The 25,286-nt window shown below is 56.1% G+C and carries 9 protein-coding genes; 3 read left to right on the forward strand and 6 right to left on the reverse strand.

All coding sequences use genetic code 11. From position 1 onward, the window contains the following. Positions 1 to 37 precede the first annotated feature (37 nt). The 6 genes from BBD38_RS03460 to BBD38_RS03490 all read right to left on the reverse strand — a co-directional run bounded on the left by BBD38_RS03460 (position 38) and on the right by BBD38_RS03490 (position 22,994). Complete coding sequence (locus BBD38_RS03460; RefSeq protein WP_066684603.1) at positions 38 to 2,116, reverse strand: hypothetical protein; 2,079 nt, start codon at positions 2,114 to 2,116, stop codon at positions 38 to 40. A 676-nt stretch (positions 2,117 to 2,792) separates the two neighbouring features. Continuing rightward, entirely contained in the window at positions 2,793 to 4,934 is a 2,142-nt protein-coding gene (locus BBD38_RS03465) for a hypothetical protein (protein ID WP_147568063.1), read from the reverse strand. Positions 4,935 to 5,490: 556 nt separating this feature from the next. Next, complete coding sequence (locus BBD38_RS03475) at positions 5,491 to 6,042, reverse strand: hypothetical protein (protein ID WP_066684610.1); 552 nt, start codon at positions 6,040 to 6,042, stop codon at positions 5,491 to 5,493. A 117-nt stretch (positions 6,043 to 6,159) separates the two neighbouring features. Continuing rightward, positions 6,160 to 8,100: a hypothetical protein gene (locus tag BBD38_RS03480; protein WP_066684612.1), complete on the reverse strand. Its 1,941-nt coding sequence runs from the start codon at positions 8,098 to 8,100 to the stop codon at positions 6,160 to 6,162. Positions 8,101 to 8,116: 16 nt separating this feature from the next. Continuing rightward, positions 8,117 to 21,550, reverse strand: coding sequence for a DUF6273 domain-containing protein (locus tag BBD38_RS03485; protein ID WP_066684614.1), 13,434 nt, complete (start codon positions 21,548 to 21,550; stop codon positions 8,117 to 8,119). 325 nt (positions 21,551 to 21,875) lie between these two features. Further along, on the reverse strand, positions 21,876 to 22,994 hold the full coding sequence (locus BBD38_RS03490; RefSeq protein ID WP_066684615.1) for a tyrosine-type recombinase/integrase: 1,119 nt from the start codon (positions 22,992 to 22,994) through the stop codon (positions 21,876 to 21,878). 755 nt (positions 22,995 to 23,749) lie between these two features. Between BBD38_RS03490 and BBD38_RS03495 the strand changes: the two genes are divergently transcribed. The 3 genes from BBD38_RS03495 (at position 23,750) to BBD38_RS03505 (ending at position 25,269) form a co-directional block, all read left to right on the forward strand. Then, positions 23,750 to 24,517: a LytTR family transcriptional regulator gene (locus BBD38_RS03495; RefSeq protein WP_172807748.1), complete on the forward strand. Its 768-nt coding sequence runs from the start codon at positions 23,750 to 23,752 to the stop codon at positions 24,515 to 24,517. Positions 24,518 to 24,653: 136 nt separating this feature from the next. Continuing rightward, complete coding sequence (locus tag BBD38_RS03500; protein ID WP_066684619.1) at positions 24,654 to 24,920, forward strand: hypothetical protein; 267 nt, start codon at positions 24,654 to 24,656, stop codon at positions 24,918 to 24,920. Positions 24,921 to 25,014: 94 nt separating this feature from the next. Beyond that, complete coding sequence (locus tag BBD38_RS03505) at positions 25,015 to 25,269, forward strand: hypothetical protein (RefSeq protein ID WP_066684621.1); 255 nt, start codon at positions 25,015 to 25,017, stop codon at positions 25,267 to 25,269. Positions 25,270 to 25,286: the final 17 nt, after the last annotated feature.

The raw sequence follows: 25,286 nt of genomic DNA on the forward strand, positions 1-25,286 counted from the left end.
CGCCGCCCCTGGCGGCTCCCCTGGAATCCATAGCGCCTCAGCCCCTCGAAAACCGGAATACGCTCTTGCAGACCAGCTGTTCGTTCTTGTGGTACTGCACAAGCCCCTTGCCGTAATCTCCCTCGAAGGTGTAAAACATCCCTTCGCCGCCGTTCAAAGTCCCTATCACCAGCGGCGAACTCTCGCTTACCGCCGTGATGTCCGTCGGCAGGAACGTTACCGCTCCGCCGCTTCCCGCGGGCTTTACCAGCACGCCGATGTCGCTGTCGTCCTTCACCGCGTCCATCGGGGCGAGGTTGATCGTTCCCGCGGGCGATTCCGGCTCGAACCCCGTGATCTCCACCTTCACCGGGGCCGTGAGGTTGTTGTTCACCACAAGGCTGGAAGGAGCCACAAAGTTCTTCTTTTCGCTGAAATTATCCCACGACGCGTACATCATCACGCTCATCGGCACCGTCACATCGATGATGTCGCTCTCCGGGGCGATCGCGTCCACCGTGCCGTCGCCGTCAATGTCCACCCCCGTTTTCGGTATCTCCCCGATGTAACCGTACGTCTCGATTCCCACTTCTCCGTCCTTAATGTCTTCGCCTGTCTCCCCGTCGTTCGTGTAAACTCCCGTATCCGTCACGTGCGGCAGCCACAGCCGCGGCACCTGCACAGGGACCATCGCGTTCCCCGCTTTGTCCGAAGCGAATATCCAGTAATCCGTCCCGTCAGCCGGGAGGATGAACGAATATTCGTTTTTCAAACTGTTGTATGCAATCGCCGCCGTCCCCGGCCCTGCCGGGTCTGCGCCGTATTTCACTGTGTTGTTATCCACGCCCGTGTATGCGTCCTCGAGCATAAAACTGACCTCAAACCCCTTGCTTGTATTCCTGCATTGGATTTTCGTCATCACCGGCGGGTCCCCGTCGAGGTCCTTGATTACGATTGCGCTTGAGCGCGTCCGGTTCCCCAGCTTGTCGTAAGCCACGATGTAGTACGTCCCTTCCACCGCCATCTCGATGCTGTATTTCCCGTCCGCGTCCTTCGTGAGCAAAAGCCCCTTGGTTTCATCCGTCTCATCTACGTTCGTTGTGAGGAACACCCGCGCGTCGTCCACGCCGATTCCCGCGTCTGTGATCTCCGCCTTGACCCATCTGCTCCCCACAAACCCATCCGGCGGGTCGATTGCCACGTTTACGATCACCGGGGCTTTGTCGTCAATCTTATCCACCACGACCTTCTGCGCCGTTCCCCAGTTCCCCAGCGCGTCCTTCGCGCGGATGTAATACGTCCCGTTTGCCGTGATCTTGCCTGTCGAGGTATACACCCCGCTCGCCGCGCTGCCGCTTGTCCGGGTCATCGCGTTCCCGCTCGTCGCGCTCGAAGATGTCGACCAGATCACCTGCGATACCCCCGACTGGCTGTCCGCCGCTGTCGCGCTGATCGTCGTTTCCGTCGCCCAGTCCGTTGTATCCTGCTTACCCCCTGAAACCGTCGGCCCCGTGCGGTCAATGTTCGTGACCGACACGCTCGTCTGCGAGCGGTTGTTTCCCTTGTCGTACGCCACGATGTAGTACGTCCCCGCGCTTGTGAGCGAACCCGAGGTATATACCCCGCTTGCCGTGCTGCCGCTCGTGCGGCTCATGCTCGTGCCCGACGTCGCTCCGCTGCTTGTGGACCAGAACACCCGGTCTACGCCAATCCCGCTGTCCGCCACTGTCGCGCTGATTGTCTTGCTCGTCGCCCACGAACTCGTGTTCTGCCCCGCGCCGCTGATTGTGGGCGGTGTGTTGTCGTAGATAAGCTGGACGGAGGCGATGATGTTGCCCTGATTAACAAGTGTTAAATATTTGCCTTCATAGCTTTCGGGTAATTGAACACTTTTTATGTCCCTAAAAGCATATAATATTTCAGTATCTTTTCCTCCAGAGTAAGTGGATATATATGCGTAAACGCCGTAAAATGCTGCTGTAGATGAATCTATCGTCAGTGTCTTCGAGCCGCCCGGCGTATACGAGTTCGGACTAAGAGTGATAGTATACTTATTCATACTGCCGGTACCCGACCACGTCTCCGCCCGTGCCGTTTTTGGGGCCACCACCATCACCGCGCCCACCGCGATCACCATTGCGAGGGCGGTGCATAAGGTCTTACGGAGAGTTCCCCCCCCCCCCGATTTTCCGCGTGGTTGAGCCATTTCTCAGGGGTTCGCGGTTATTGTTTACTGCCCGTTCTTTCCATTTTTCTCTCATCTTGGTTACCTCTTTGTTTGCGCTCCTGCCCTGCCGCGCTCTCTCCGTTCGCTTCCTTAAGGGGGAAACACGTTCCCCCTTAAGTGATCCCCTCGTTCAAAGTTGTTTTGCTTCGCGCATATTGGCGCTCGCAAAACCGATTGATATATCCGTTATTTAAGCGCCCCGATTTTCCGCGTGGTTGAGCCATTTCTCAGGGGTATGCGGTTATTTCCTGCATTGTGTTTTACCCATTTTACTTTCATTTCACTACCTCGTTCTATTCTTATGATCGTCCTATGGCGGCTGTTGTGTTCTATTTGCAGGCCGCATACTATGCGGCCCCTACATCCGCTGGGGAAACATATGCGCTTATGACCGCGATTGCGTCCTGTTTGCGAGCGGCATATTATGCCGCCCCTACACCGCCCACGGTATATTTACCGTTGAAGCCCCGGCGATACACCCGCCCCGGAACATTCACCGTAGGGGCCGCCCCCCAGGGGGCCTTCTTTCCCGCCTGCGGCGGAATTCACCTTGCATAGTATGCGGCCCGTGGGTTTGTTCAGCTTCTTAAGCCCTCGAAAACCGGAATACGCTCTTGCAGACCAGCTGTTCGTTCTTGTGGTACTGCACAAGCCCCTTGCCGTAATCTCCCTCGAAGGTGTAAAACATCCCCTCGCCGCCGCCAAGCGTCCCTATTTGCAGGGCCGCGTCCGCGCTTACCGCCGTGATGTCCGTCGGCAGGAACGTTACCGCTCCGCCGCTCCCCGCGGGCTTCACCAGCACACCGATGTCACCGTCGCCCTTCATCGCGTCCATCGGGGCAAGATTGATCGTCCCCGCGGGCGATTCCGGCTCAAACCCCGTAATCTCCACCTTCACCGGGGCCGTGAGGTTGTTGTTCACCACCATGCCCACCGGGGCCACAAAGTTTTTCTGCTCCGCGAAATTGTTCCACGACGCGTACATCATCACGCTCATCGGCACCGTCACGTCGATCATGTCGCTCTCCGGCGCGATCGCGTCCACCGTGCCGTCGCCGTCGATGTCCACCCCCGTTTTCGGTATATCCCCGATGTACCCGTACGTCTCGATTCCCACTTCGCCGTCCTTGATGCCTTCTCCTGTCTCCCCATCGTTCGTGTAAACTCCCGTATCCGTCACGTGCGGCAACCACAGCCGCGGCACCTGCACCGGTGCCATCGCGTTCCCCGCTTTGTCCGAAGCGAATATCCAGTAATCCGTCCCGTCCGCGGGCAGGATGAACGAATACTCGTTTTTCAAACTGTTGTATGTGATCGCCGCCGTCCCCGGCCCTGCCGGGTCCGCGCCGTATTTCACTGTATTGTTGTCAACGCCCGTGTATGCGTCCTCGAGCATGAAGCTGACCTCAAACCCCTTGCTTGTATTCCTGCACTGGATTTTTGTCATCACCGGCGGGTCACCGTCGAGGTCCTTGACCACAATTGCGCTTGACCGCGCCCGGTTGCCGTATTTGTCATAGGCCACGATGTAATACGTCCCTTCCACCGCCATTTCGATTCCGTATTTCCCGTCCGCGCCTTTCGTGAGCGGCAGTCCCTTGCTTTCGTCCGTCTCGTCTACATTCGCGGTAAGGAACACCCGCGCGTCGTCCACGCCGATTCCCGCGTCCGTGATCTCCACCTTGACCCATCTGCTCCCCACAAACCCATCCGGCGGGTCGATTGCCGCGTTTGCGATCACCGGGGCTTTGTTGTCAATCTTATCTACCACGACCTTCTGCGCCGTCCCCCAGTTTCCCACCGCGTCCTTCGCGCGGATGTAGTATGTGCCGTTCGCCGTGACCGTACCCGTCGAGGTATATGACCCGCTTGCCGCGCTGCCGCTTGTGCGGGTCATGGCGTTCCCGCTCGTCGCTGTGCTGCTCGTGGACCAAATCACCTGCGATACCCCCGACTGGCTGTCCGCCGCTGTCGCGCTGAGCGTCGTTTCCGTCGCCCAATCGGTAACATCCTGCTTCCCGCCCGAGACCGTCGGCCCCGTGCGGTCGATGTTGTTGACCGTGATCGTTTTACTGCTTGTATAGCCTACCCCGTCCGTCGCGGTGATGGTATACGTGCCTGTCGCCGTCACCGTCGCCTGCCACATGCCGCTCGATGAACTCCCGCTCACGCGGCTCATGCTCCCGCTCTGCGGCCCCGAATACCGCACGCTCGATACCCCGCTGCCGCTGTCCGAAGCCGTCACGCTGATCGTCTTGCTCGAACCCCACACCCCCGACCCCGGGCTTTGACTCGGCGTTCCCAGCGTCGGCGACGTTGTGTCAAACGATAATTTTAGTGATGGAACTACTATGGTTTCAGGCCGTACAGAATCCATTAGAAGCGTCAAATACTTTCCGTTATATGTGCTGCTGACCGTGCAGCTTACCGGACTTCCCTCCTTGACATACTCACCGCTGTACTCGCTTCCCAGTAGTATCGCGACCAACCCCGCCGCCTTAACGTCCGCGCCATCCGTTACGGGATTATTCGTCACAACAACTTTCGCGTTTTGCGTCGAACCAATCGTATTAGTTTTTGTTACCGTTAAGGTTTTTGTTCCGCTCGGCGTATAGGAATCCGGGCTTAAGGTTACCTCATACTGACCTAATCCTGCCGACACCTTCCACGACTCCGCCCTCGCCGTTTTGGGGGCCGCGACCATCACCGCGCCCGCCGCGATCACCATTGCGAGGGCCGTGCATAAGGTCTTACGGAGAGTACCCCCCCCCCCGATTTTTGGCTTCACTAAGCCATTTTTTAGGGGTCTGCGGTTATTTTTTACTGCCCGTTCTTTCCACTTTTCCTTCATCTCGTTACCTCTTTGTTTGCGCTCCTACCCTGCCGCGCTCGCTTCGCTCACTTCCCCAGAGCATCTAATGAAGTTCTGTTTCCCTGCGGGAAAAGAACCGCTGCGCTATCACGATTCGCCTTTCGCTCCGCTCCGGCTTATCGGATATCGCATGCGCCCCTTTGGCTATCCCCCTGTTCAAAGTTGTTTTGCTTCGCGCATATTGGCGCTCGCAAAACCGATTTATATATCCGTTATTCAAGCGCCCCGATTTTCCGCATAACAGAGCCATTCGTCACAGGTGCCGCCGCTATTTCATTTCGCCTTTCAGGCAAAATTCCATCGCTTCGGCCCTGCTCCTCTGCCCCACGAAACCCACTTCGTTGGGCTTTCGCGGGGACCCCTTTTTGGGGTATACGGTTATTTTTTGCTGCCCGTTCTTTCCACTTTTCCTTCATTGTGCCACCTCTATTTGCAGCGCCGCCGCCGTCTTGCCGATCTCGTTTCCCGTCTTCCTGTCGTGCGCGTAAACTGTCGCCGTCGCCGCATACGTTCCCTTTGCAAGCTCCACGTCCAGCGCGTCACGCACGATGCCCTGCCCCGGGGCGATCAGCCCCGTCTCATATACCTTCTCGCCCGTGCCGTCCAGCGTGATAACGATGTGCATATCATAGGCGTTCACCACCGGGTTCTCGATGTACAGCGTTCCTTCCGCCTGCCCGTTTTCAAATTCGGGGTTGGAGTTGATCTTGAACGAAAAACTGCTTTCGTCCGCCTTTTTTTGCAGCTCGGCCAGCACGTCCTGCCGGTTTTGCCCGCTGTAGTCGATGTCCTCCGCGCGGTCGTCCGCCACAAATTGCGCGGGCCTTTCCGGGGTAAACGCCCCCATATACCACAGCCCGCAAACCACAACCGCGACCGCTATCACAACCGCGACCGCTATCACAACGATCAACAGGGGGAGCCACTTTTTCTTCTCTTTTTCTTTTGTCCTGCTGCCCGACATACCTCGCTCCTAATTTATGCTTGTGTTTCTTCCCTTGTACAGGCGGCATACTATGCCGCCCCTACATCCATCGGGGAAACATATGTCCCAAACGGATTCCATGACATATGCGGTCTCTTACGCCCTTGAAAAGCGGAATACGCTTTTACAGGTCAGCTGTTCGTTTTTGTGGTACTGCACAAGCCCCTTGCCGTAATCCCCCTCAAAGGTGTACAGCACACCCTCGCCGCCCGCAAGCGTCCCCATTTGCAGGGCCGCGTCCGCGCTTACCGCCGTAATGTCCGTCGGCAGGAACTTCACCGCACCGCCGCTCCCCGCGGGCTTCACCAGCACACCGATGCCGCCGTCGCCCTTCTCCGCGTCCATCGGAAGCAGGCTGATCGTCCCCGCGGGCGATTCCGGCTCGAACCCCGTGATCTCCACCTTCACCGGGGCCGTGAGGTTGTTGTTCACCACCATGCCCACCGGGGCCACAAAGTTCTTCTTTTCGCTGAAATTATCCCACGACGCATACATCATCACGCTCATCGGCACCGTCACGTCGATCATGTCGCTCTCCGGGGCAATCGCGTCCACCGTGCCGTCACCGTCGAGGTCCACCCCCGTTTTTGGCATTTCACCGATGTGGCCGTACGTCTCGATTCCCACTTCGCCGCTCTTAATATCCTCGCCCGTTGCCCCATCGTTCGTGTAATCCCCCGTGCCTGTCACGTGCGGCAGCCACAAGCGCGGCACCTGCACCGGGGCCATCGCGTTCCCCACTTTGTCCGAAGCGAATATCCAGTAGTCGCTCCCGTCCGTGGGAAGAAGGAATGAATACTCCTTTTTCAGGCTGTTGTACGTGATTTCCACATCCCCCGGCCCTGCCGGGTCCGCGCCGTATTTCACTGTGTTGTTGTCCACGCCCGTGACGGCGTCCTCCAGTTTGAACGTGACCTCAAATCCCCTGCTCGTGTTTTTGCACCGGATGCCCGCCATCACCGGAGGGTCCCCGTCGATGTCCTTGACCACGATGGCGCTCGAGCACGCCTTGTGGTTCATCTTGTCGTACGCCACGATGTAATACGTCCCTTCGGTCGCCATCTCGATGCTATACCGATCCCCGTCTTTTACGAGCGGAAGTCCTTTGGACGCGTCCGTCTCGTCCGGGTTCGTTGTGAGGAATATCCTGCTTTCATCAAGCCCGATATCCGCGTCTGTGATGTTTGCCTGGATCGTCCGGCTTCCCGCGAACCCATCCGCCGGATCGAGCGCCACATTTGCGATCACGGGTGGCGTGTTATCGATGTTCGTCACCGTTACCGTCGTCGTCGAGACGTTGCTTGCGTTATCTTGCACCTTTATGGTATACGTTCCTGCCTTCGTCACCGTCGCCTGCCATGTGCTTTCGCCGTATATACTTCCGCTTACCAGGCGCAGCGACGGAGATTGCGGTCCGCTGGCAATTGCGCTGAGCGTCCCTGCGCAATTGGGATAAGTTGAATTTGGGTTATCCGATTCCCACGCCACCACTGAAATCGTTTTGCTTTCCGCCCAATCATCCGTATTTTGTTTCGCATTCGAGAGCTTCGGCGGGGTCCGGTCAAATAAAATCTTGGTCCCCCAAACAAGGCCCATTACGCCGCCCGGTGCAGTGTTCATATATATTTCCATATAACTTTCACCGTTTACCACTCTTGGAAAATCTGATGCTTGGATTATTCTATACAGCCAGTCTCCTCTCGCCATCGTTCCGGAATGTACCAAAGTGCCTGTGCTCGTTCCCTTTTTACCGCTCCAGATTTCGTACTTCCCGTTCGCCTTTGTTCCCCTCTGCGAGAATTCCATTAGTCGGGCACCCACAGGGTAAGCAGCGCCCATGGGTAGTTTCACAGACCATTCGTATCCGGACGATCCGCCCTCCAGTTCATCCGGGTGCGGGTCTGTCCACGCCCTCGCCGTTTTGGGGGCCGCCACCATCACCGCGCCCGCCGCGATTACCATTGCGAGGACGGTGCATAAGGCCTTGCGGAGAGCGCCCTGCTTTGTTTTCCGATTGTTTGTTTTCCCGTTTTCCATCGCTCTTCCTCCGCCCTTATTCGCCGAAGCGTACGTTTTCAAACCGCAGCGTGGTCGTGAATTCACCCCGCAGCGTGGGCACGTTGCCCGGCGCGTAGCCGAACACGTCGCCCGCATAGGTAAACATGCCCCTGCTCGCCGGGTCGTCGCCCGTCGCAGGCTTCACCGCCAGCGTTCCCATCCTCTTCACGCCGCCGAAGTCCGCCCCCGGCATCAGGTTAAACTTGCCCATGGCGTTAAACGCCGTCGCCTTCTCGCTTTCCACGCCCTGCATATACAGCGTCAGCGTGTTGCTCGTGAGCGGCGTGCCCGGGGGCACAAGCGTGAAGGTGTTGTCCGGCTCCGCCTCGAAGTTCGAGACGGAAAGCCGCGTCTTCACAATATTGGAATTGTTCGTCACCGTATACGTGGGGGCCGTGAAATCCGCGCCCATCACGTTCGGGAACGAAGCGAACATCAGCTTCATCGGCACCGACACATTGATGACGTTCTTCTCGTCGTACATCTCGCGCACCGCGATGTTGCCGCTCCTGTCCGTCGCCTGCACATAATGCGGCACGTTGTTCACGTCCGCCTCTACCTCAAAGTAATATCCGTTCTCCACATCCGGGTCTTTTGCCGCCGTGTTCGGGAAATCCGTTTTATTGCCGCTCCACAAAATCGCGGAATCTTCCACGCCCGAAACCGCGTCCGTCACCGTAAAGGCGATGCGCCACTTGCCCGAACCGAGGTCCGTGAAGGACACGTTGTCGATGAGCGGCGGGGTTTTGTCCGCGTCCACGCGCTGCTTGGCCGATACGTTGCCCACATTGTCCACCGCGAACACATAATACGGCTGTTCCGCAAGCTCCCCGGTCACAAACGTGCCCGGCGTTTCCGCGCTTTCTTCGATCTTCACGCAGCCGTCGAGCGCCGCCGCGTCGGTGATCGTTTCGGGCAGCGCGTCCGCGCTTTCCGAATAATATACGCCCGCATATTCGCGGAACGGCCCGTCCTGCTCGTCTGTTCCGCCCATGCCCGAAAGCGTATCTTCCACCGCCGCGGAAATTGTCATCGTATCCTTGTCGAACACGGGCTTTTGCACCGTCGGCGCGGAAGCGTCCACCTTTGTTACCAGCATCTCCTGCGCCGAACGGTTGCCCGCCGCATCATAGCCGATGAAATAGAAGGCCTTGCCGTCCGCCCCAATATCCTCGCGCACCGGCGTTGCGGGCGCGTAAGCATAGGTTTTCAGCGCTTCGCCTTCCGGCGCGGTGAATACGTCCGTTCCGTTTTCGGCGGTTGCGTCCTTGTCGTCGCTCCAAAACAGCGTCTTGATGCCGCTTGAAATAAAGCGCGTGCCTTCCACCCACTTGTCCTCTTCCGAAGCCGTGGCGCTGAGCAGCTTGCTTGCCGCCCAGTTTTCGGTTTCCTGCTTCATGTCCGTAAACGCGGGGCCTTCCTTATCCACAAGCACGGTTACTTCCACGCTCTTCGTGTAATCGTTCCAGTTGCCCGCATTGTCCACGGCGCGCAGGTAATATTTGGTGGTCGCGTCCGGCGGGGCAAAGGTTGCCGTATAGCTTCCGCTGCCGTCCTCCGTAAGCTCGTACGCCATGTCGTCCAGCATCACATCCGCGTAAACGTCGGGGCGGTTTTCCTTCATCAGGTATACGCCCGCGATCCCGCTCGTAAAGCCGCCGGTGTCGACGTCTTTCACGTTCGCCGCCGTAACGGTCACCTCCGTGCAGGCGGCGTTCGCCCATGCCGGGGCAACCGTCGTGTCCGCCGCCGCGCCCACATCCGGCTTGGTGGCGTCCACGAGCAGCGTATCCGTGCCGATATAGCGGACGTTCCCCGCCGCGTCGTTGATGCGGATATACACATAGTTCGCCACATCGGCGACCAGCTTGGCATTCATGGGGAACTTCCATCCCGTCGTCAGCGCCTTGAGCTCGTCCTCGGTGAGCGGCGTTTCGGATATCCTGTAGCGGAAATCCGAAATCTCGCTCATGTCGTCCTCCGTATATTCGAGGCTCACGCTCTCCGTTTTGTTGTAGTAATAATTTTTGTACGGCGGCGGCGGCATACTCGTCCATTCGTTGCTTTTGACCGTGATCTTGCCTTCGGGGGCCGTCCGGTCGCTCCTGATTACCACCGTTTTCTCCGGCCCGAGGTTGCCCGCGCTGTCCACCGCGCGGAAATAATACGTCAGCTCGCCCTGCGCCTCCGGCGTTTCATCCACCGTCGCCGTATAAACGCCGCTTACGTCCGTTTCGCTGAGCGTCATTTCCTGCGCCTCCGCCATGTTTTCCGGGGTGATCGCCGCGCTGCTGTAAAGCACCCTCGCAACGCCGCTCACAAATTCGCCCGCCTTGCTCGTATCCTCTTTAATATCCCCCACGGTAAACGTGAAGGTTTCCTGGTTCGTCCATTCCGTTTCGTCCGCCGCCGGTTTGCCGAGCGTAGGGCCGAGCGTATCCTTGTAAACATCCGTGGAAAGCGGATCGCTCACATTGCCCGCCTGGTCCTTCACCCACACGTAATACGTTGTTTTGCCGTCCACGGGCGTCACCGTAATGTCGCAGGTTTCATCGCCCGCCGTATAACCGTCCGCTTTCGTCGCTTTGGTTACATCGCCTTCCGTGCCGTACCACACTTCCGCCGCGCCCGAAAGCGCGTCGGTGATGCCGCTTGCCTGAAGCGTTACGTCCGCGCTGTTTGTATAGCTGTCCGCCGCAGAAAGCGGGTCGTGCGTCAGGCCGGTAAGCTCCGGCACAGCCGTATCGCGGTAGATGGTGGTGGTATATGCCTCGCTCGCGTTGCCCACCGTGTCCTTCACCCACACGTAATACGTCGTATCTTCGTCCTCCGTAACGGAAACGGGGATGTCGCACTTTGACGCGCCTGCCGTATAGGCCGCCTGCGTCGCCGTTTCGATCACATTTTCCGTGTTGTACCACACGGTATCCGCGCCGCTCTTGTCGTCCGCGATTTCCGTCAGCTTCAATGTGTAGTCCGTCCCGTTGTTATAATTGTCCGCCGCGGTTGCCGGGTCGTGCGCCAGCGCCGCCGTCGGCGATACGTCGTCTATTTTCAGCTCCACGGAATTCGCGCTCACCGCGCGGTTGCCCGCCGCGTCGACGGCGACCACCCACCATGCCGCATCATATGTCCTGATATCCGCGGACTTATATGTATCCGTCAGCAGGTTTTTGGTCATAGTGACCGCGCCCGTGGGCAGGCTTCCGTCCGCGTTCAGCACCGCGTTTTTATCCTGCGTGGCGAATACGGCTTTGAGGTTGCTGCCGCCCGTATCCTTCACCGTCGCCGTCACCTTCTTGGTCCACGACCAGAGCACCGGCTCCTGCGCGATATCCGCGACGGTCGGCACCGTTTTATCGATCTGCACGGTAAAGGGCACGCGCTCCAGTGCGGGCCTGCCGTCCGAGCCCGTCGCGTTCACATAGTATGTCTTATTCTGCGCCGCCGAAATTGTCGCCGTCGCCGTCACCTTCTGCCCGGTCACATAGCTCATGCTCGTGCCCGACGAAGCGGTTTCGCTCTCCGAGAAATACACGCCCGTAACCGCGACGCCATCCGGCACGCTGATTGTGGCGGTAACCTGCACGGACTGGTTCGTCCACCCCGTGGGTATGGCGGTAACCGATTCGATTATAATATTTCCCTTCGCGATCTTGTCGATCGTGACGGCCGTGCCTGCCGAAGTGATATTTCCGTCGTTATCCTCGGCGTACACATACCACGTCTTATTCTCTTCAAAAATGCTTTCCGTCTCATACAGGCCGGTGCCTGCGTTCAGCGTCATCTCCGTATCCGTGCTGTAGGGCGCGTCCATCCACTCGCTGCTGTACCAGACGCGCTTCACGCCGCTCATGCCGTCGGTGACCTCCGCCACGATCTTCTTGCTTGCCGCGTAGCCCTCCGGGCTTTGCGACGCGCCCACCACCGGCGGGTCGGTATCCGTTTCCTTGATTACATATTTCGCGTCCGTGATGGTGCGGTTGCCCGCGTTGTCGTAGGCAATGATGTAATAGCCCATGTAATCCGCCTGCGCGATATCCCCCGTGCTCCATGTGTCCGTCAGCAGGCCCTTGGTCATTTCATAGGCGTAGAGGCCCGCCGCTTTATCCACCACCGGCTCCGTCGCCGCATAGTCTGTCGAGATAAACGCGCGCGCAACGCCTGTGCCCGGGTCCTTGATATCCGTATACAGCACCATCGTTTTCTCTGCCGACCCTTTTTTCAGCATAGGCGGCACCGTGATTTCGGGCGGAACGGTATCGATCCCCACAACCTGCACCGCTTCCGAAACGGAACGGTTGCCCGCGTTGTCGTACGATACGGCTACATAAATGCCCTCTGTTCGGATTTCGCCCGACGTCCAGTCCTGCGTGTTCACGGCGCGCGTCATGTTAAATTCTTCGCTTGCCGCCTGCGTCGCGTTCGGGTCGGTCGTGAGGAACGCGCGCGCTACGCCGCTGCCCGTTTCGCCGTCCTGGATGTCCACCGTAACCGTCTTGAAGGCCGTCGTCCCTTCCTCGTTCACATAGGGCGCTCCGCCAAACACGGGCGCAACCCGGTCGATCTGGATCACCGGGACAACGGCATGGCCGAATACGCCAAGGCTGTCCTTCGCGACAATCGTATAAGGCGTATTTTCCGTGACCGCGCCGGACACCCACAGCCCGTCCGCGTTTTTCGTTAAAATGATGTCCCCTGCCTGCGGGCCGGTGTCGTCATGGTCGGCAACCAGCGTGAGGTATACCTGCACGATGGTGTTGCCCGCGTTCACCGACGTATCCGCCGTAATCTGGGCGTATACGGTTTTTTCGCGCGCCCATCCGTCGGGGGTGGAGCCCGCCACAATCGTCGGCTCTCCTGTCGCCCATGCCTCCGTAACGACGAAATACCCTGAAACGGAGCGGTTTCCCGCGTTGTCGTAGGCAATCACATAGTAATATTCCCCGTCGGCTGTCGGCGCGATTCCGTCCCCGGTTTCATAGACGTTGCCGCTTCCGCTTGGGGCCATCACATATTGGGCTTCCGCCGCTTCCGTCGCGTTTTGGTCCTTGGAAATAAAGGCATGGGAAAGACCGCTGCCCGCGTCGCTGATTTCCGCGACCGCCGTCAGCCTTGGCGACCTCGACTGCATATAATTGGTAATTTCCGGGCCAATATCGTCGATCCGGGAAACTGCAACGGCTTCCGACACCGTGCGGTTCCCGACCTTGTCGTAGGCGATCACATAATATGTCCCTTCCCGCGTGATTTTCCCGGCGGTTTTATAGATTCCGCTGTCTGCGTCCGCTTCCATGACGTACGCGCTTTCCTCCGGCGCTTCCGCCGTCTTGGACGCGGATACGAACACCGTGTCGATGCCGCTCCTGGTGTCCTCCACCGCCGCTTCGATTCCCTTGCCCGACGCCCATTCGCCGGGCGTCACTGTGCAGTTCGTTATGGCCGGGCCTTCCCTGTCAACCATGTCGATGACAACCTCGATGCCCTTACGGTTGCGGTAACCCCTTGCGTTTTCCGCGTAAACATAATATGTGCCCGGCGTTGTGATCGCCGGTGAAATATATTCGTTTTCCGGCGGCGGGTTTCCAAACTCGTCCGCCGTTTTATTCAGGTACATGTTGGTGCCTTCCTTCGCGTCATTGGCAACTGTTGTGTAAAACACCTTGCTGATCGCGGAGGCTGCGTCCGTCACCTGGGCCTTGATCGTTTTCGACTGCGCCCACCCGGTGGGCTCCTGCCGCGCGTTAAACACCTCCGGCGCCGGAATATCCTGCACCACCACGTGCACCCATGTTCCGTTTTCCGTCCGGTTGCCCAGCATATCTACCGCATAAATGTAATATTCGCCGGTTTCCGTGACGTCGGGCGCCTGGTAAAGCCCTTCGCCCGCAATCTCCATCTCAACCGCGCCCGCGTCGTCTTCCGTCGCCCCGGAAAGGACGTCCTTCACAATGTATACCTTATCGATCCCGATTCCCTTATCCACGACATTTGCGGTCACGACCGCCGACCCATAGGTGCTTTGCAGCTCGTCCTGCTTGGCGTTTGTGATCTCCGGCGCGTCATTATCGATCTGCGTTACCTCGAGTTTATAGCCGTCCGGCGTGGTGTTCCCGGCGCTGTCGACGGCATAAATATAATAGGTATTCTCGCCCACCGGGCTATAGGTCTCATAGACGCTCGATGTGCCTGTTTTGCGCATCGGCACGCCTGTCAGCGCTCCGCTTTCCTGCGTGGACCAGAACACGGTATCCACATCGCTCGTAAGGTCGGTCACCGTCACGGTCAGCGTCTTTTCCTTCGCCCATCCGTCGGGCGTTACCACGCCATCCTTGATTTCCGGCGGCGTGATATCTTCCACGGAAACCGAGGACGATTTTGTGATATTGCCCGCGTTATCCTCCGCATACACATAACAGGTGCGCGCGGAACCGATCATATTTCCGGCCGATGTGAAAATTTTGTTTCCGTCAGCCGTTGTTTCGCCCGTATCCTTCAGGTTCGTGCCGGATGTCGCGCCCGTTTCACTGTTGGACCAAAATACCCGTTTCACTCCGCTCAGGGCGTCCTTTACTTCGACCTTGAACACAAGCTCCGCTCCCTGAACGGTCATATCCTGCGCGGCCGAAATGATTTCCGGCGGGTCCACGTCAATTTTATCCACTGTGACAGAGAAGTTCTGTGATACATTGTTCACCTTGTCGACAGCGTAAACATGGTATTCGCCTTCCGTAACGCCGCTGATCGTATAGGTGTTCGAGGACGTCAGCTTCATTTCCAGCTCCGTCAAGGTTTCTTCGTTTACGCATACCACCTTCGCGACGCCGCTGCCCGAATCCGTCACCGTAGCGGAAATGGATTTTGCATTGCTCCATGTTGTCGGCACCTGCGTAACATTGGAAACGGTCGGCGCCGTCACGTCCACGGCCGACCCGAGGCTGTTTGTAATCGTCCCGACGGTCTGGCTCGTTTCATCTTCGATCCATGAAAACACCTTATATCCCGATAAGCTGCTGGACACGCCGCTTGGCAGCGAAACCGTAACGCTGCCATTTGCACCGGTGATTTTCTGTACGCGGCCGACATATTTTTTCTTTGTCGAGGTATTGACGATCATCATGCCGATGTAATTGTCGTCCCCGCCCTTAAGGCTGTTATACGTCACCTTGACGGTTCCATTGTTGTTGTTCGTAACAGCCATATTGGCGCTGAATCCCGCATCGCGTGTAAATGCACGGAAAGTCGCTCCGCCTACGTCCGGGGTTGTCGACCATGTGGTCGGCGCCGTGCCGCCCGCGGCGGAAAGGGAAGTGCTCACGCCGGGCGCGCCGCCGCTTGATGAGGACGCAACAAACATCACCTTTCCCGGGATCAGGTTTACGCTCGGGCGCGCGCCGCCCTGTGAACGGATTTCTCCAAGTTCCGGGTCTATCATCCAATGTGCAGTTGGAATGGCGCCCGACAGGCTCCCCGATGCTATGCTGGAGGTGCCTCTTTGCACAAGCTTCCCTTCATGGCGGTAATAGGTAAGGTAATCCACATACCGGTAGTAGCTTACCAGGGCCTCACCGGTAGATGAACCGTGCTTATCGCTGTAGCTTCCTTCCATATAATTATTCGTCGCCATCGGGGTGCCGATTGCCTTGCGCGAATCGTCGTTTGTGAAATACGCCGAATTCTGGAGGTCCTGGATACTCAGCGGGAACACCTTATCATAGAGCGTGTAGTTCGCACCGCTTCCATCCGCGTTGTCCGGCGTTGTAATCACAATCGGCGATGCAACAAGCAAACCCTGCTGTGTGGAACTAAATGCGTTCGTATACATCGGATAATCCCAATCCACCGAGCATTTCGACGTAACTGTCGTGTCCAGGGCGCCGTCGCCCGGGCCGCTGTTCATCCAATAACGTGTGGCCGAGCTGGTGTTTTCGTACCCGCCGCCATGGATATTTTTGATGATATGGTATTGGGCGCTTCTGTATGAGTCAAACGACAGGAATGTGTGATGAAGCACATATTCCGATGTGAGGGTCACGACATCTCCATAGGTGCCCTGCCCGTCGCTCCTGATCGTCCTCCACAAAACGGGGCTTTTTGCGTTGCTGCCGGCCGTCTGCCAATATTCTCCAAACCAAACCATCGCCCGGTTGGTATCGTTGCCCGATCCCTGGCCCATCCAGTACATCGGGTCGCCCTCGCCAATCGCTTTCAGGAGGCCGGTTACGTCGACGGGCGTTCCGCTGGGGGTTATATTGCCCGCTTCGTCAATCGCGTAAATATAATACCTTCCGTCCGCCTTGATCGGGATGGAAGAGGTATAGGTCGATCCGGTCTGCAATGTCATCGGCGTGCCGGAGGTTGCCCCCGACGCGACAGACGAATAAAACACACTGGTAATGGAATTGCTGTTGTCCGTCACCGTGGCGGTCAGCGTTTTTTGTGCGGCAGCCCCCGTCGGGTTCTGGCTTGTACTTGTTACCACCGGGGGCGTATTATCTATTTTTTCTACCACAATCGCCGAAGACACGCCCCTGTTGTTTACAATGTCGTAGGCGACAATATAGTATGTCCCCAGGCCCAAAGGTTCTGTCTTGAAGATACTGCCCGACGCGGTCATCTTGGTGCCCGTGGTGGCTGCCGGGTCTGTTGTGAGGTATACACGGTCTTTATCGAGGCCCATTCCATAGTCGATTACGGTTGCCGAAATCGTTTTGTTGGATTTTGACCATCCCGGCGGGTCCTGCGAAATATTGCTGATCACCGGGCCTTCCTTATCGATGTTGGTAACTTTTACCGAGGCTTCCGAGCGCCTTCCATCCGAATTATAGGCAACAATATAATAGGTGCCATTGTTTGTAATATAGCCGCTTTCGTAGACGTCGCCTCCTTTATTCGTCATCAGGAAAGCATTGGATTCCGGCTCGGTTGCGCCGGATTTTGTAGAATAGAAAACCCTAGAAATGCTCCCGCCTCCCTGGTTCCTGACAGTAGCGGAAATCGTCTTTTGGATTGCGGGCGCGGTTGTATTTTGCTGCGCGTTTAAAATCAGCGGGAAGCTCGGAACCCGCACCGTCGATGCGGATACACTCCGGTGCTCAACCCCATCATAGGCGATTACATAATAATCCCCTGTCGTTGTAAACGCAGCCGTTTTCCAGATATTTCCCGAGGCCCGGCTCATATTAATGCCGGACGTCGCGTTTGCGTTTGTCGAAATAAAGGCGCGCGAAATGCCGCTGCCCGCACCGTCGTCGAGGGTGGCATAGACAGCCATGTCATCCTCGTTATAATAATAGTCCGAGATTTTTGGGCTCTCACGGTCAATGCTGGTAACGTTAACCGAAACCTCCTTACGCTTCCCCTTGCCGTTATAGGCGACGATATAGTAGGTGCCTGTCTGTATGATTGTTCCCGAAGCATAAACGCCCCCGCCCTGGTGGGTCATTGCCGTTCCACTGCTCGCTCCCGACGTTTTGGAATAAAAAACCTTGGAGATTCCCGTTCCCGAATAGTCGGTTACATTGGCCAATATTTGTTTTTCCGTCGCCCAGCCCGACGGGGATTGCCTTTGGTTGGTTATAACGGGTAAATCACTCACGCCGGATATGGCGCTCGAAACCGTCCTGTTTCCCACATTGTCGTAAGCGATCACATAAAAATTTCCATTGTCGAAAAATTTATTGCTCGACCATGAATTGCCTCCCCGGTTATATAGGGTAATTCCGGAGGTTGCGGCGCTGTTTTTCGAGATAAACACCCGGTTTACGCCGCTTTGCCCGTCGGTAACGGTGGCGTACGCGGTCAGGCCTCCGTCGGTTGCGTCGGAGGTAAAGTAGACGTTGCTGACCGTAGGCGCGATCCGGTCAAAATTCTGCATGACGACCTGCCGTTCCGTCCTGCGCCCGGCTTTATCATATGCAACCAGGTACATGGTTACCGAGGTTTGCTGTGACGTAATATTATCGATACGGTAGCTTCCGGTACTGGAAGACAGCCTGTTGCCCGTCGCCTGCCCGCTTTCATAAGACCAGAATACGTTGCTGATCCCGCTGCCCGTATAATCCTTTACGGTAAACGTCAGGGTTTTTGACGTTGTCCAGCCGCCGTTAAAGCTGATATTGCTGATTTCGGGCCCTCGCCATGTTACATCGGCGGAGGTCTTGGCAACTGCGGCGCTTGTCCTGTGGTTGGTTTCGCTTTCGTTCCACAGGTATAATTCCAAATTGCTGCCTTGCAGGGCTGTCGGCAGTGTTATGGTCGCCGAACCGGAAGCGGAAGTGATTTTCGCGACCCTGCCCGCCCATTTTTCGTGGGTATCCGTATTAACCAGCATTGCCCCCAGGTAATTGTTTCCGCTGTAAGAGGCCCCGGTGTAATGGACGGTATATACTTTTGCATTGCTGCCATCCGCTTGTTCAAGCGATTGGATGTTGATCGATTCTCCCCCGCGCGCAAACACCCGGTAACTCTGCGCGTTGCCCGCATAGGCATACATCCACTGGCTGTTTTTATCCCGCGACGCTCCGCTCGATTTTGCCAGCGTTCCGTCTACCGACGGCGCGCCGCCCGTGTTGCCTGCCGCCACAAACGTGACCTTGGTCGCATCAAGGTTCATCACAGGGCGCGCCCCCACGCCAATGTCGTTCCACATAATTACCGGAACCTCAAGCTGGCCGTTATAGCCCGAACGGTACATAAATTCGTGATCCGCAGGCGTACGCGTATACCATGAATCCCGATAGCTGCTGTGCAGGTAACTATCCGACGGTGCGGAATTCGTCGTGCCGATGGTCGTACGGGAAGCGGCCCCGTTGGGGAAATATCTCGTGTTTTGCAATTCCGCCAGCGTCAGGGTATATATCTGGTCCGATGTGCTTTTTCCCGTTTTCCCGCCCGATTCCAGGGATGCTTTTTCCGCTTCCAGCGTGGTCGGCAAAATCCATGAGCGCTCCGTGCTGTTAAAAGCGGACGGCAAATAACCCGTGGACGAATAGTCGACAGCCGCGCCATCCCATGTGCTGGCGCCGCCAACCATCCACGCGCGCAGGTTGCTGCTGGTGCCGTCGCTCCTGTAATAATGGATGCTCTCCATGTCATAGCCGACGTTTTTCAGCATATATTCGCTCATCAGCATAATTTTGTTGTTATCGCTGTAAAGGACCCGGTTCAGCACCGGTTCAGGATTCGAGTCGCTGTATTGGTCAAAGCTGCCGAACCAAACCATGGCGCGGTTGCTTTCGTTTGTCGCCGTCCCGGTCCAGCCGTCCATGTAGAAATTCGGATTTGTCCCGGCATTGGCGGCGGCATAAAGCGACGCGTCCACCGTGAGGGTCGCCGCTTCCGAATAGACGGTATCCGCGCTTTCCGCCGCCAGCGCCTTGGTGGGCGCAAAAAGGTCGAACAGCGAGGCCGCCGGCGCTTCCCCGGCGGAGACGCGGCAGCGGTACTGGTAACCGTTCTGGGACTCGTCACCGGCCGTTTCAAACGTATACTCCGGCTCGGTCGCGCCCGCAATATCCTCCCATGTGCTTCCGCCGTCCGTGCTCACCTGCCACTGGTAAGCCGCACCCGGCAGGTCGCTTGCCGCAACATTAAACTCCGCTTTTTGGCCCGGCACAACCGCCTGGTCGCACGGGTTCATCGTAATTTCAAGGACGGATTTAAGATACAGGTTCTTGATCCGGCCATACGGCAGCGCGCCGCTTTCTTCCGGGCTGAACCCGCTGTGCAGCATCGCGTCGTTGGGAAGCTCCGAGTCGTCTTCCGCCGTGCCGCCCGTGCGCCACTCCGTCACTTCCCCGAACAATCCGTAATAGATTTGGTTCCTGTCTATTCCCGTATTGTTATTGAGGTCAATGGTATGGTCCTTTCCATCGAACGTGCCGCTAAACGGATTTTCCGCCGTGCCGATGGGCGTAAAATCCCCATCCTCCGCAATAATATCCGCTGAAAGCACATAATCCGCGTCCATTGTGTACGCGGCGTTATATTCCGTATTCCCGATGTTTTGGAACTGTTCCCATGTGGATATTTCATTGACCGGGCCTGTCTCCACAAGCGGCACGGTCTCGGAAAGTATCGTGGGGAACACGTCGTCCACCGGCTCGAGCGGGACCACCTGTTCTATTTGCGTGGGAAACACCGGGTCCACCGGCTCGAGCTCCTTTTCCTCGTCGATCATCTGCGAAATAATGACCGGAATTGAAAATTGAACCTCCGTTTTCCTGCCGTCCGCCCACGCGCGTTCATAAACGGCGACCACGCTTGTCGCGCCCACCGTTTCCCCGGCCGTGACCGTTATGTCTTTGTCTGTTTTGGACGAAAGGGAGGCCATCGTTTCATCGGCGTTCCATTCCTTGAACGTAAGCCCGAAGGGTTCCCCCGTTTGCATATCCGCGGAAAGCACGCCGCTCTGCCCCGCCATCACCGCAAGGTATGACGGGCTTGGCTCGATTTTGAAAACGCCGTCCGAGCCATTGACCGGGCTGTCCACGCCAAACGCGCTGTCCTGCCCGTAGGCCGACGACCACAGGTTGTTTTCGAACCTCTCCGCCGCAATGCCGTTGCTGCCGATAAACGCCCCGATTTGCTTGTTGGGTTCCGCGTCCGTCCCTGCTTCTTCGTTCCTGCGCTCGTCCGTATTCACGAAAGCCGCCGTGTTTTCAATTTTAACGGCGTCGCCCGCTTCCGCCGCGCCCGCAAGGCCGCCCGCGATGAACGCGGGAATCTTTTCCTTGTCCGTATCTTCCGGGAACCCGGACCGCACGATGCTGCCTATCATAAACAGGCCGCTTATTTGTGCGTTTGCGCCCAGCGCTCCGGCGAATATGCCCGCCGTATTTCCCGTCACTTCAATGTTCAGGAAGGATACGTCCTCCGCTTTTCCGTCGAAACGCGAAAAAAGCCCCGCATACGGCGCGAATACGTCTTCATTTTTGATTTGGATATTTGCAATGATATGCCCGCCGCCATAAAACGTGCCGGTAAAAGGCGCGTCGGCGGAGCCGATGGGCGCGATCACCGTTTTCGTCCCGTCGGCCTGCGTGCCGTCTATGTCACCCGAAAGGAGGTAAGACCCGTCGAGGGGATAGGCCGGGTCGACGCCGATTTTTTGGATATCCGCGAGGGTCGCGATCGGGATATCCGCCGGGGCCGGTTCCGTGGGCGTGGGCTCCGCGGCGGCTTCCGGCGTTTGCACTGCCGTAGGCTCCGCGCTTGTTTGCGGCGTGCCGGGGGCTTGCGTGCCTTCGGCCTCTTCGCTTTCTTCACCCGGCGAAGGTTCTGGCGTCCGGCTGGAAGTGGCGGACTGCGATGGCCCGGGCGCAATTGTGCCCGGAAGCTCATCTGCCGCCGCAAACGCACTTGTTCCAATCGATAATATTGTAAGAATTGCCAACAGGACGGATAGTGCCTTATAAATCCTTCGCATAACGTAACCCCATATTAAATACTTAAAAAACCTGCAACTTTAATGCTCCTGACCGCCTTTTTGTGGTATTCTGGTGCTACTGAACGGCTCAATGGTCAGCATCGGAATCCATATGATACGCCTGTCATTCCACGCCTCGAAATGTGACATGACAGTGTGGTATCCCGGATATTCCTTAAGGCTTGCGTATAGACACGCGAACCGCCTGCCTTTCAACTTTGAAAGGCGATTCGTAAAACAAACAGTTTTATACAGCCCCCCCGCTTATTGCGGTTTTATTCAGTTTTCAAGGTGCGCCGCCGACGGATTATGACGGCTCATTTTTTCAGCACGCGATTCGGTTAAGCCGCCTGATCGATTTGATTTTGTTCTCGCGTGTGCAGTGCGCATAATATTGAATCGTAATCTGGGGCGTGCTGTGCCCCAGAAGCTCGCTTAGGGTCTCGATTCCAATTCGTTTTTCAAGGCAGCGTGTCGCAAACGTATGGCGCAGCGTATGGAAATGTGCGCCCCGGACCTTAAGCTTTTTAAATTTCTTTTTCAGCCGTTCCTGAAGCGTGCGCGGGTCGAGGCAGCCGCCCCTCGGGCTTTGGAAAACAAAATCTGTTTCCCTGCCGTTTTCACGCGCCATTTTTTCCTTTAGCTGCCATGCAAGAAATGCCGGGATTGGCATTTCGCGCCGGGAATTTTCTGTTTTCGGCGTATCGAGGATCAGTTTTGTTTTAGCTCCGCCCTCCTTGCAGGGAACCCTTTTCAGCGTATGGTTTACATACAGCATTTTCTCTTCAAAGTCGATATCCTCCCACCGAAGGGCGCATACCTCCCCCAGCCGCAGCCCCGCATACAGGCACACGATATATTCCAGTTCCCCGGTTTGGGCAACGTCCCGTTCCAGCCGCAGCTGCTCGGAACAGGCCAGAACCCGCGGCCTTTTCACCTTGTTCTGCGGTTTCCTTACTTTCCCGAACGGTATTTCCCCGATCAGGTTTTTGTCCCTCGCGGCTACAAAAATAGATTTTAAAAGCCTGCATACGTTGTGCACCATGCTGGGCGCAAGCCCCTTTTTGATTTCGTTGACAAAATCCTGGACGTCGTCCTGCCTGATTTCGCCAACCTGCAATCCCCCGATTCGCGGAATAATATGCTTTTCCGCCTGGCTCTTATAAATCCGGTATGTCGAAATGTCCACATATGGTTTTGTCATTGCTTCCAGCCAGTAATCCACCCATGCTTCCAGCGTTCCGTTGCGATAGGCCTCAAGCACAGGCGCGGGATTTTTAGCGGCTTTCGCCTTGAGAATCGTCAGGGTTCGCTTTACCTCGATATACTGCCTGCCATATACATATCCGAACCTTGGCTTTCCATTTTGTTTCCGGCCGATGATGTACCGGCCCTCCCACCTTCCGTCTTTCCGGTGATAGATGTTTTCTCCTCTTCTTGCCATTGCAATTATCCTCTCATTTCGTAAGATCGTTGCTGACGGCTCGTTTGACGGCTTACCGGGTAAACCGTTTAAATTCAATTGAATTTTTACTGAATTTACCCATTTTCCCTGCCTGAAATCACCCGCAATGCTTAAAAATGGCTTTGGAACCGCATATATGTATTGACAGGTCAGGATTATTTTGTTATTCTTTATTAAAGAATATATCGTTTTAGTGCTTTTGACCGCCTTATCGTAAAACTGTTTGTTTTACGAATTATGCGTCCCGGAATCCGGGGCTTTTTTATTTCATGGAACCGCCATCAAACTGCCAGCTTCATGAGAGCTCTCGATCTATATTTAGCTTTTTTGACGTCAGGAAATACACCCGGAAACAAATTTGCGTTTCCGAGGCTGTTTTGTTTGTGATACTTTTTTAAACACGTTAACGGTTTGGGGGGGCGCCGCCGAATTTTGCGGCCAATATATTTTATTTTATCATCTTTTGCAATTCACCTTATTCAACTTATATCATACCTTACAAGTCATATTATATGCATTGCAGAGCCAATTTCAAGCGTTTTTCACCAATGACCAGTCTCGTTGTGTGAATGACCATTTTTCCCGGAATTTAATGCAGGATTCGCCGGATTTTAATCCGGGAAACACGCCCGCATGATACAATAAAGGCAATCGAGTAAAAAGAAAAAATGGCGATGTATAAAACTCAAACAAAAAGCTGGTGGAAAAATGCCGCATTGTGGACCCGTCAAATTATGGAGGACCATTATGCGCGCAATCTCAATGCCGTTATGGAATGGATGGCCGACCATGTCATGTGGATCGGCCCGGTCCACAGCCAATTTGTTTTTGGAAAAAACGAAGTGCGGCGAATCCTTGGAAAAGAGCAGGACGTCGTTTGTATGATTCCGGATTCTTCCTATGAAATTATTTACGGCGACGAAAATATCTGTATTACAGTAGGCCGGCTGGTTCCCCATACGGCGGATAACTCCGAAATTCTGCTGAGCGCCGTCCAGCGTGTTACCTTTGTATTCACGCGAATCGAAGGCCGTCCGCAGGTTATCCATATGCATGTATCCAATGACTGGGAAGGCATAGAGGAAGATGAAACCTTTCCATATAAAGCGGGCCGCGAAGCATTTTTGCACATGCAAAAACGGCTCGCCCAGCAGAACGACAAAGCCCCCAAATTTTCGGCCCGCGATATCTACCGCAAATGGCATTATATTGCAAACCGCGATATCATATATATTTCTGCCGATAATTACCGTTCCGTCATCCATACGGTCCACGGCAGCATAACCGTGCCTCTTCAATTATCCCAGGTCGAAAAAAAACTTCCGGAGCAATTTGTGCGCGTGCACCGGTCTTATATCGTCAATACGGACTATGTCATCCAAATCAAACGCTATTCCGTATATCTTTATAACGGCATCAAAATTCCGATTCCCCAAAAAAAATATGAAAAAGTAAAACGCCTGCTCCTGGCCGGTACAAACGGCCTGGTCTATATTTACTGACCCTCCTTGCGCGGCAGCCCTTCCCTCCGCCATACGCCGGGCCCGGAATATTTTCATTTGCTTCTGCAGATTGCTTGCATAAAAAGAGTGTTCCGGGGTATTATTAAGTTAAATCATACATTTTAAGGAGACAGGTATGGCGATTGCTTCCATTATCGTAAGCCTCATCGGCTTTGTCCTGAGTTTCATCCTAGGCTTTCCGCTCAGTTATTTTATCGGCCCGTTTATCGGCCTTGCCATTGGCGTCGTGGGGCTGGTGCTCGGGATCGTCGCGCGTGCCAAGCAACGGACGAACGCCTCAACCGCCGCGCTGATTATCGGCGTCATCGTTGTTGCCGTCAGTATCCTCCGCATGGTTTCGCTGATGACATGCGTAACCGGGGTAATCGGGCTGTTTGCCTGATCCCGCTTTTTCCCGCGGCCGGGGCCGCAAAATATTGTATTTATAATAAACCGCATTCTATGCGGAAAAGGAACAATAAAGGAGGGAAACTACCATGTCTTGCTACTATATTATCGGAATCAGGCTCAACCACCGCACCGCCAATGCGGCAAAGCTCCAGGAGGCGCTCACCGCGCACGGCTGCAATATCAAAATGCGCGTGGGCATGCACGAAACAAGTGACGACTATTGCGCGGACGACGGCGTCATCATGCTTCAGGCATGCGGCGAAAAAACGGCTGTCGATAAAATGATCGCCGACTTCAGCGCTGTCGAGGGCGTCACCGCAAAGCTTATCGACCTCAACTAAATTCCGCTCCCCCAAAA

Origin of the sequence: Christensenella intestinihominis (assembly GCF_001678845.1) — a bacterium.
GTDB lineage: Bacteria > Bacillota > Clostridia > Christensenellales > Christensenellaceae > Christensenella > Christensenella intestinihominis.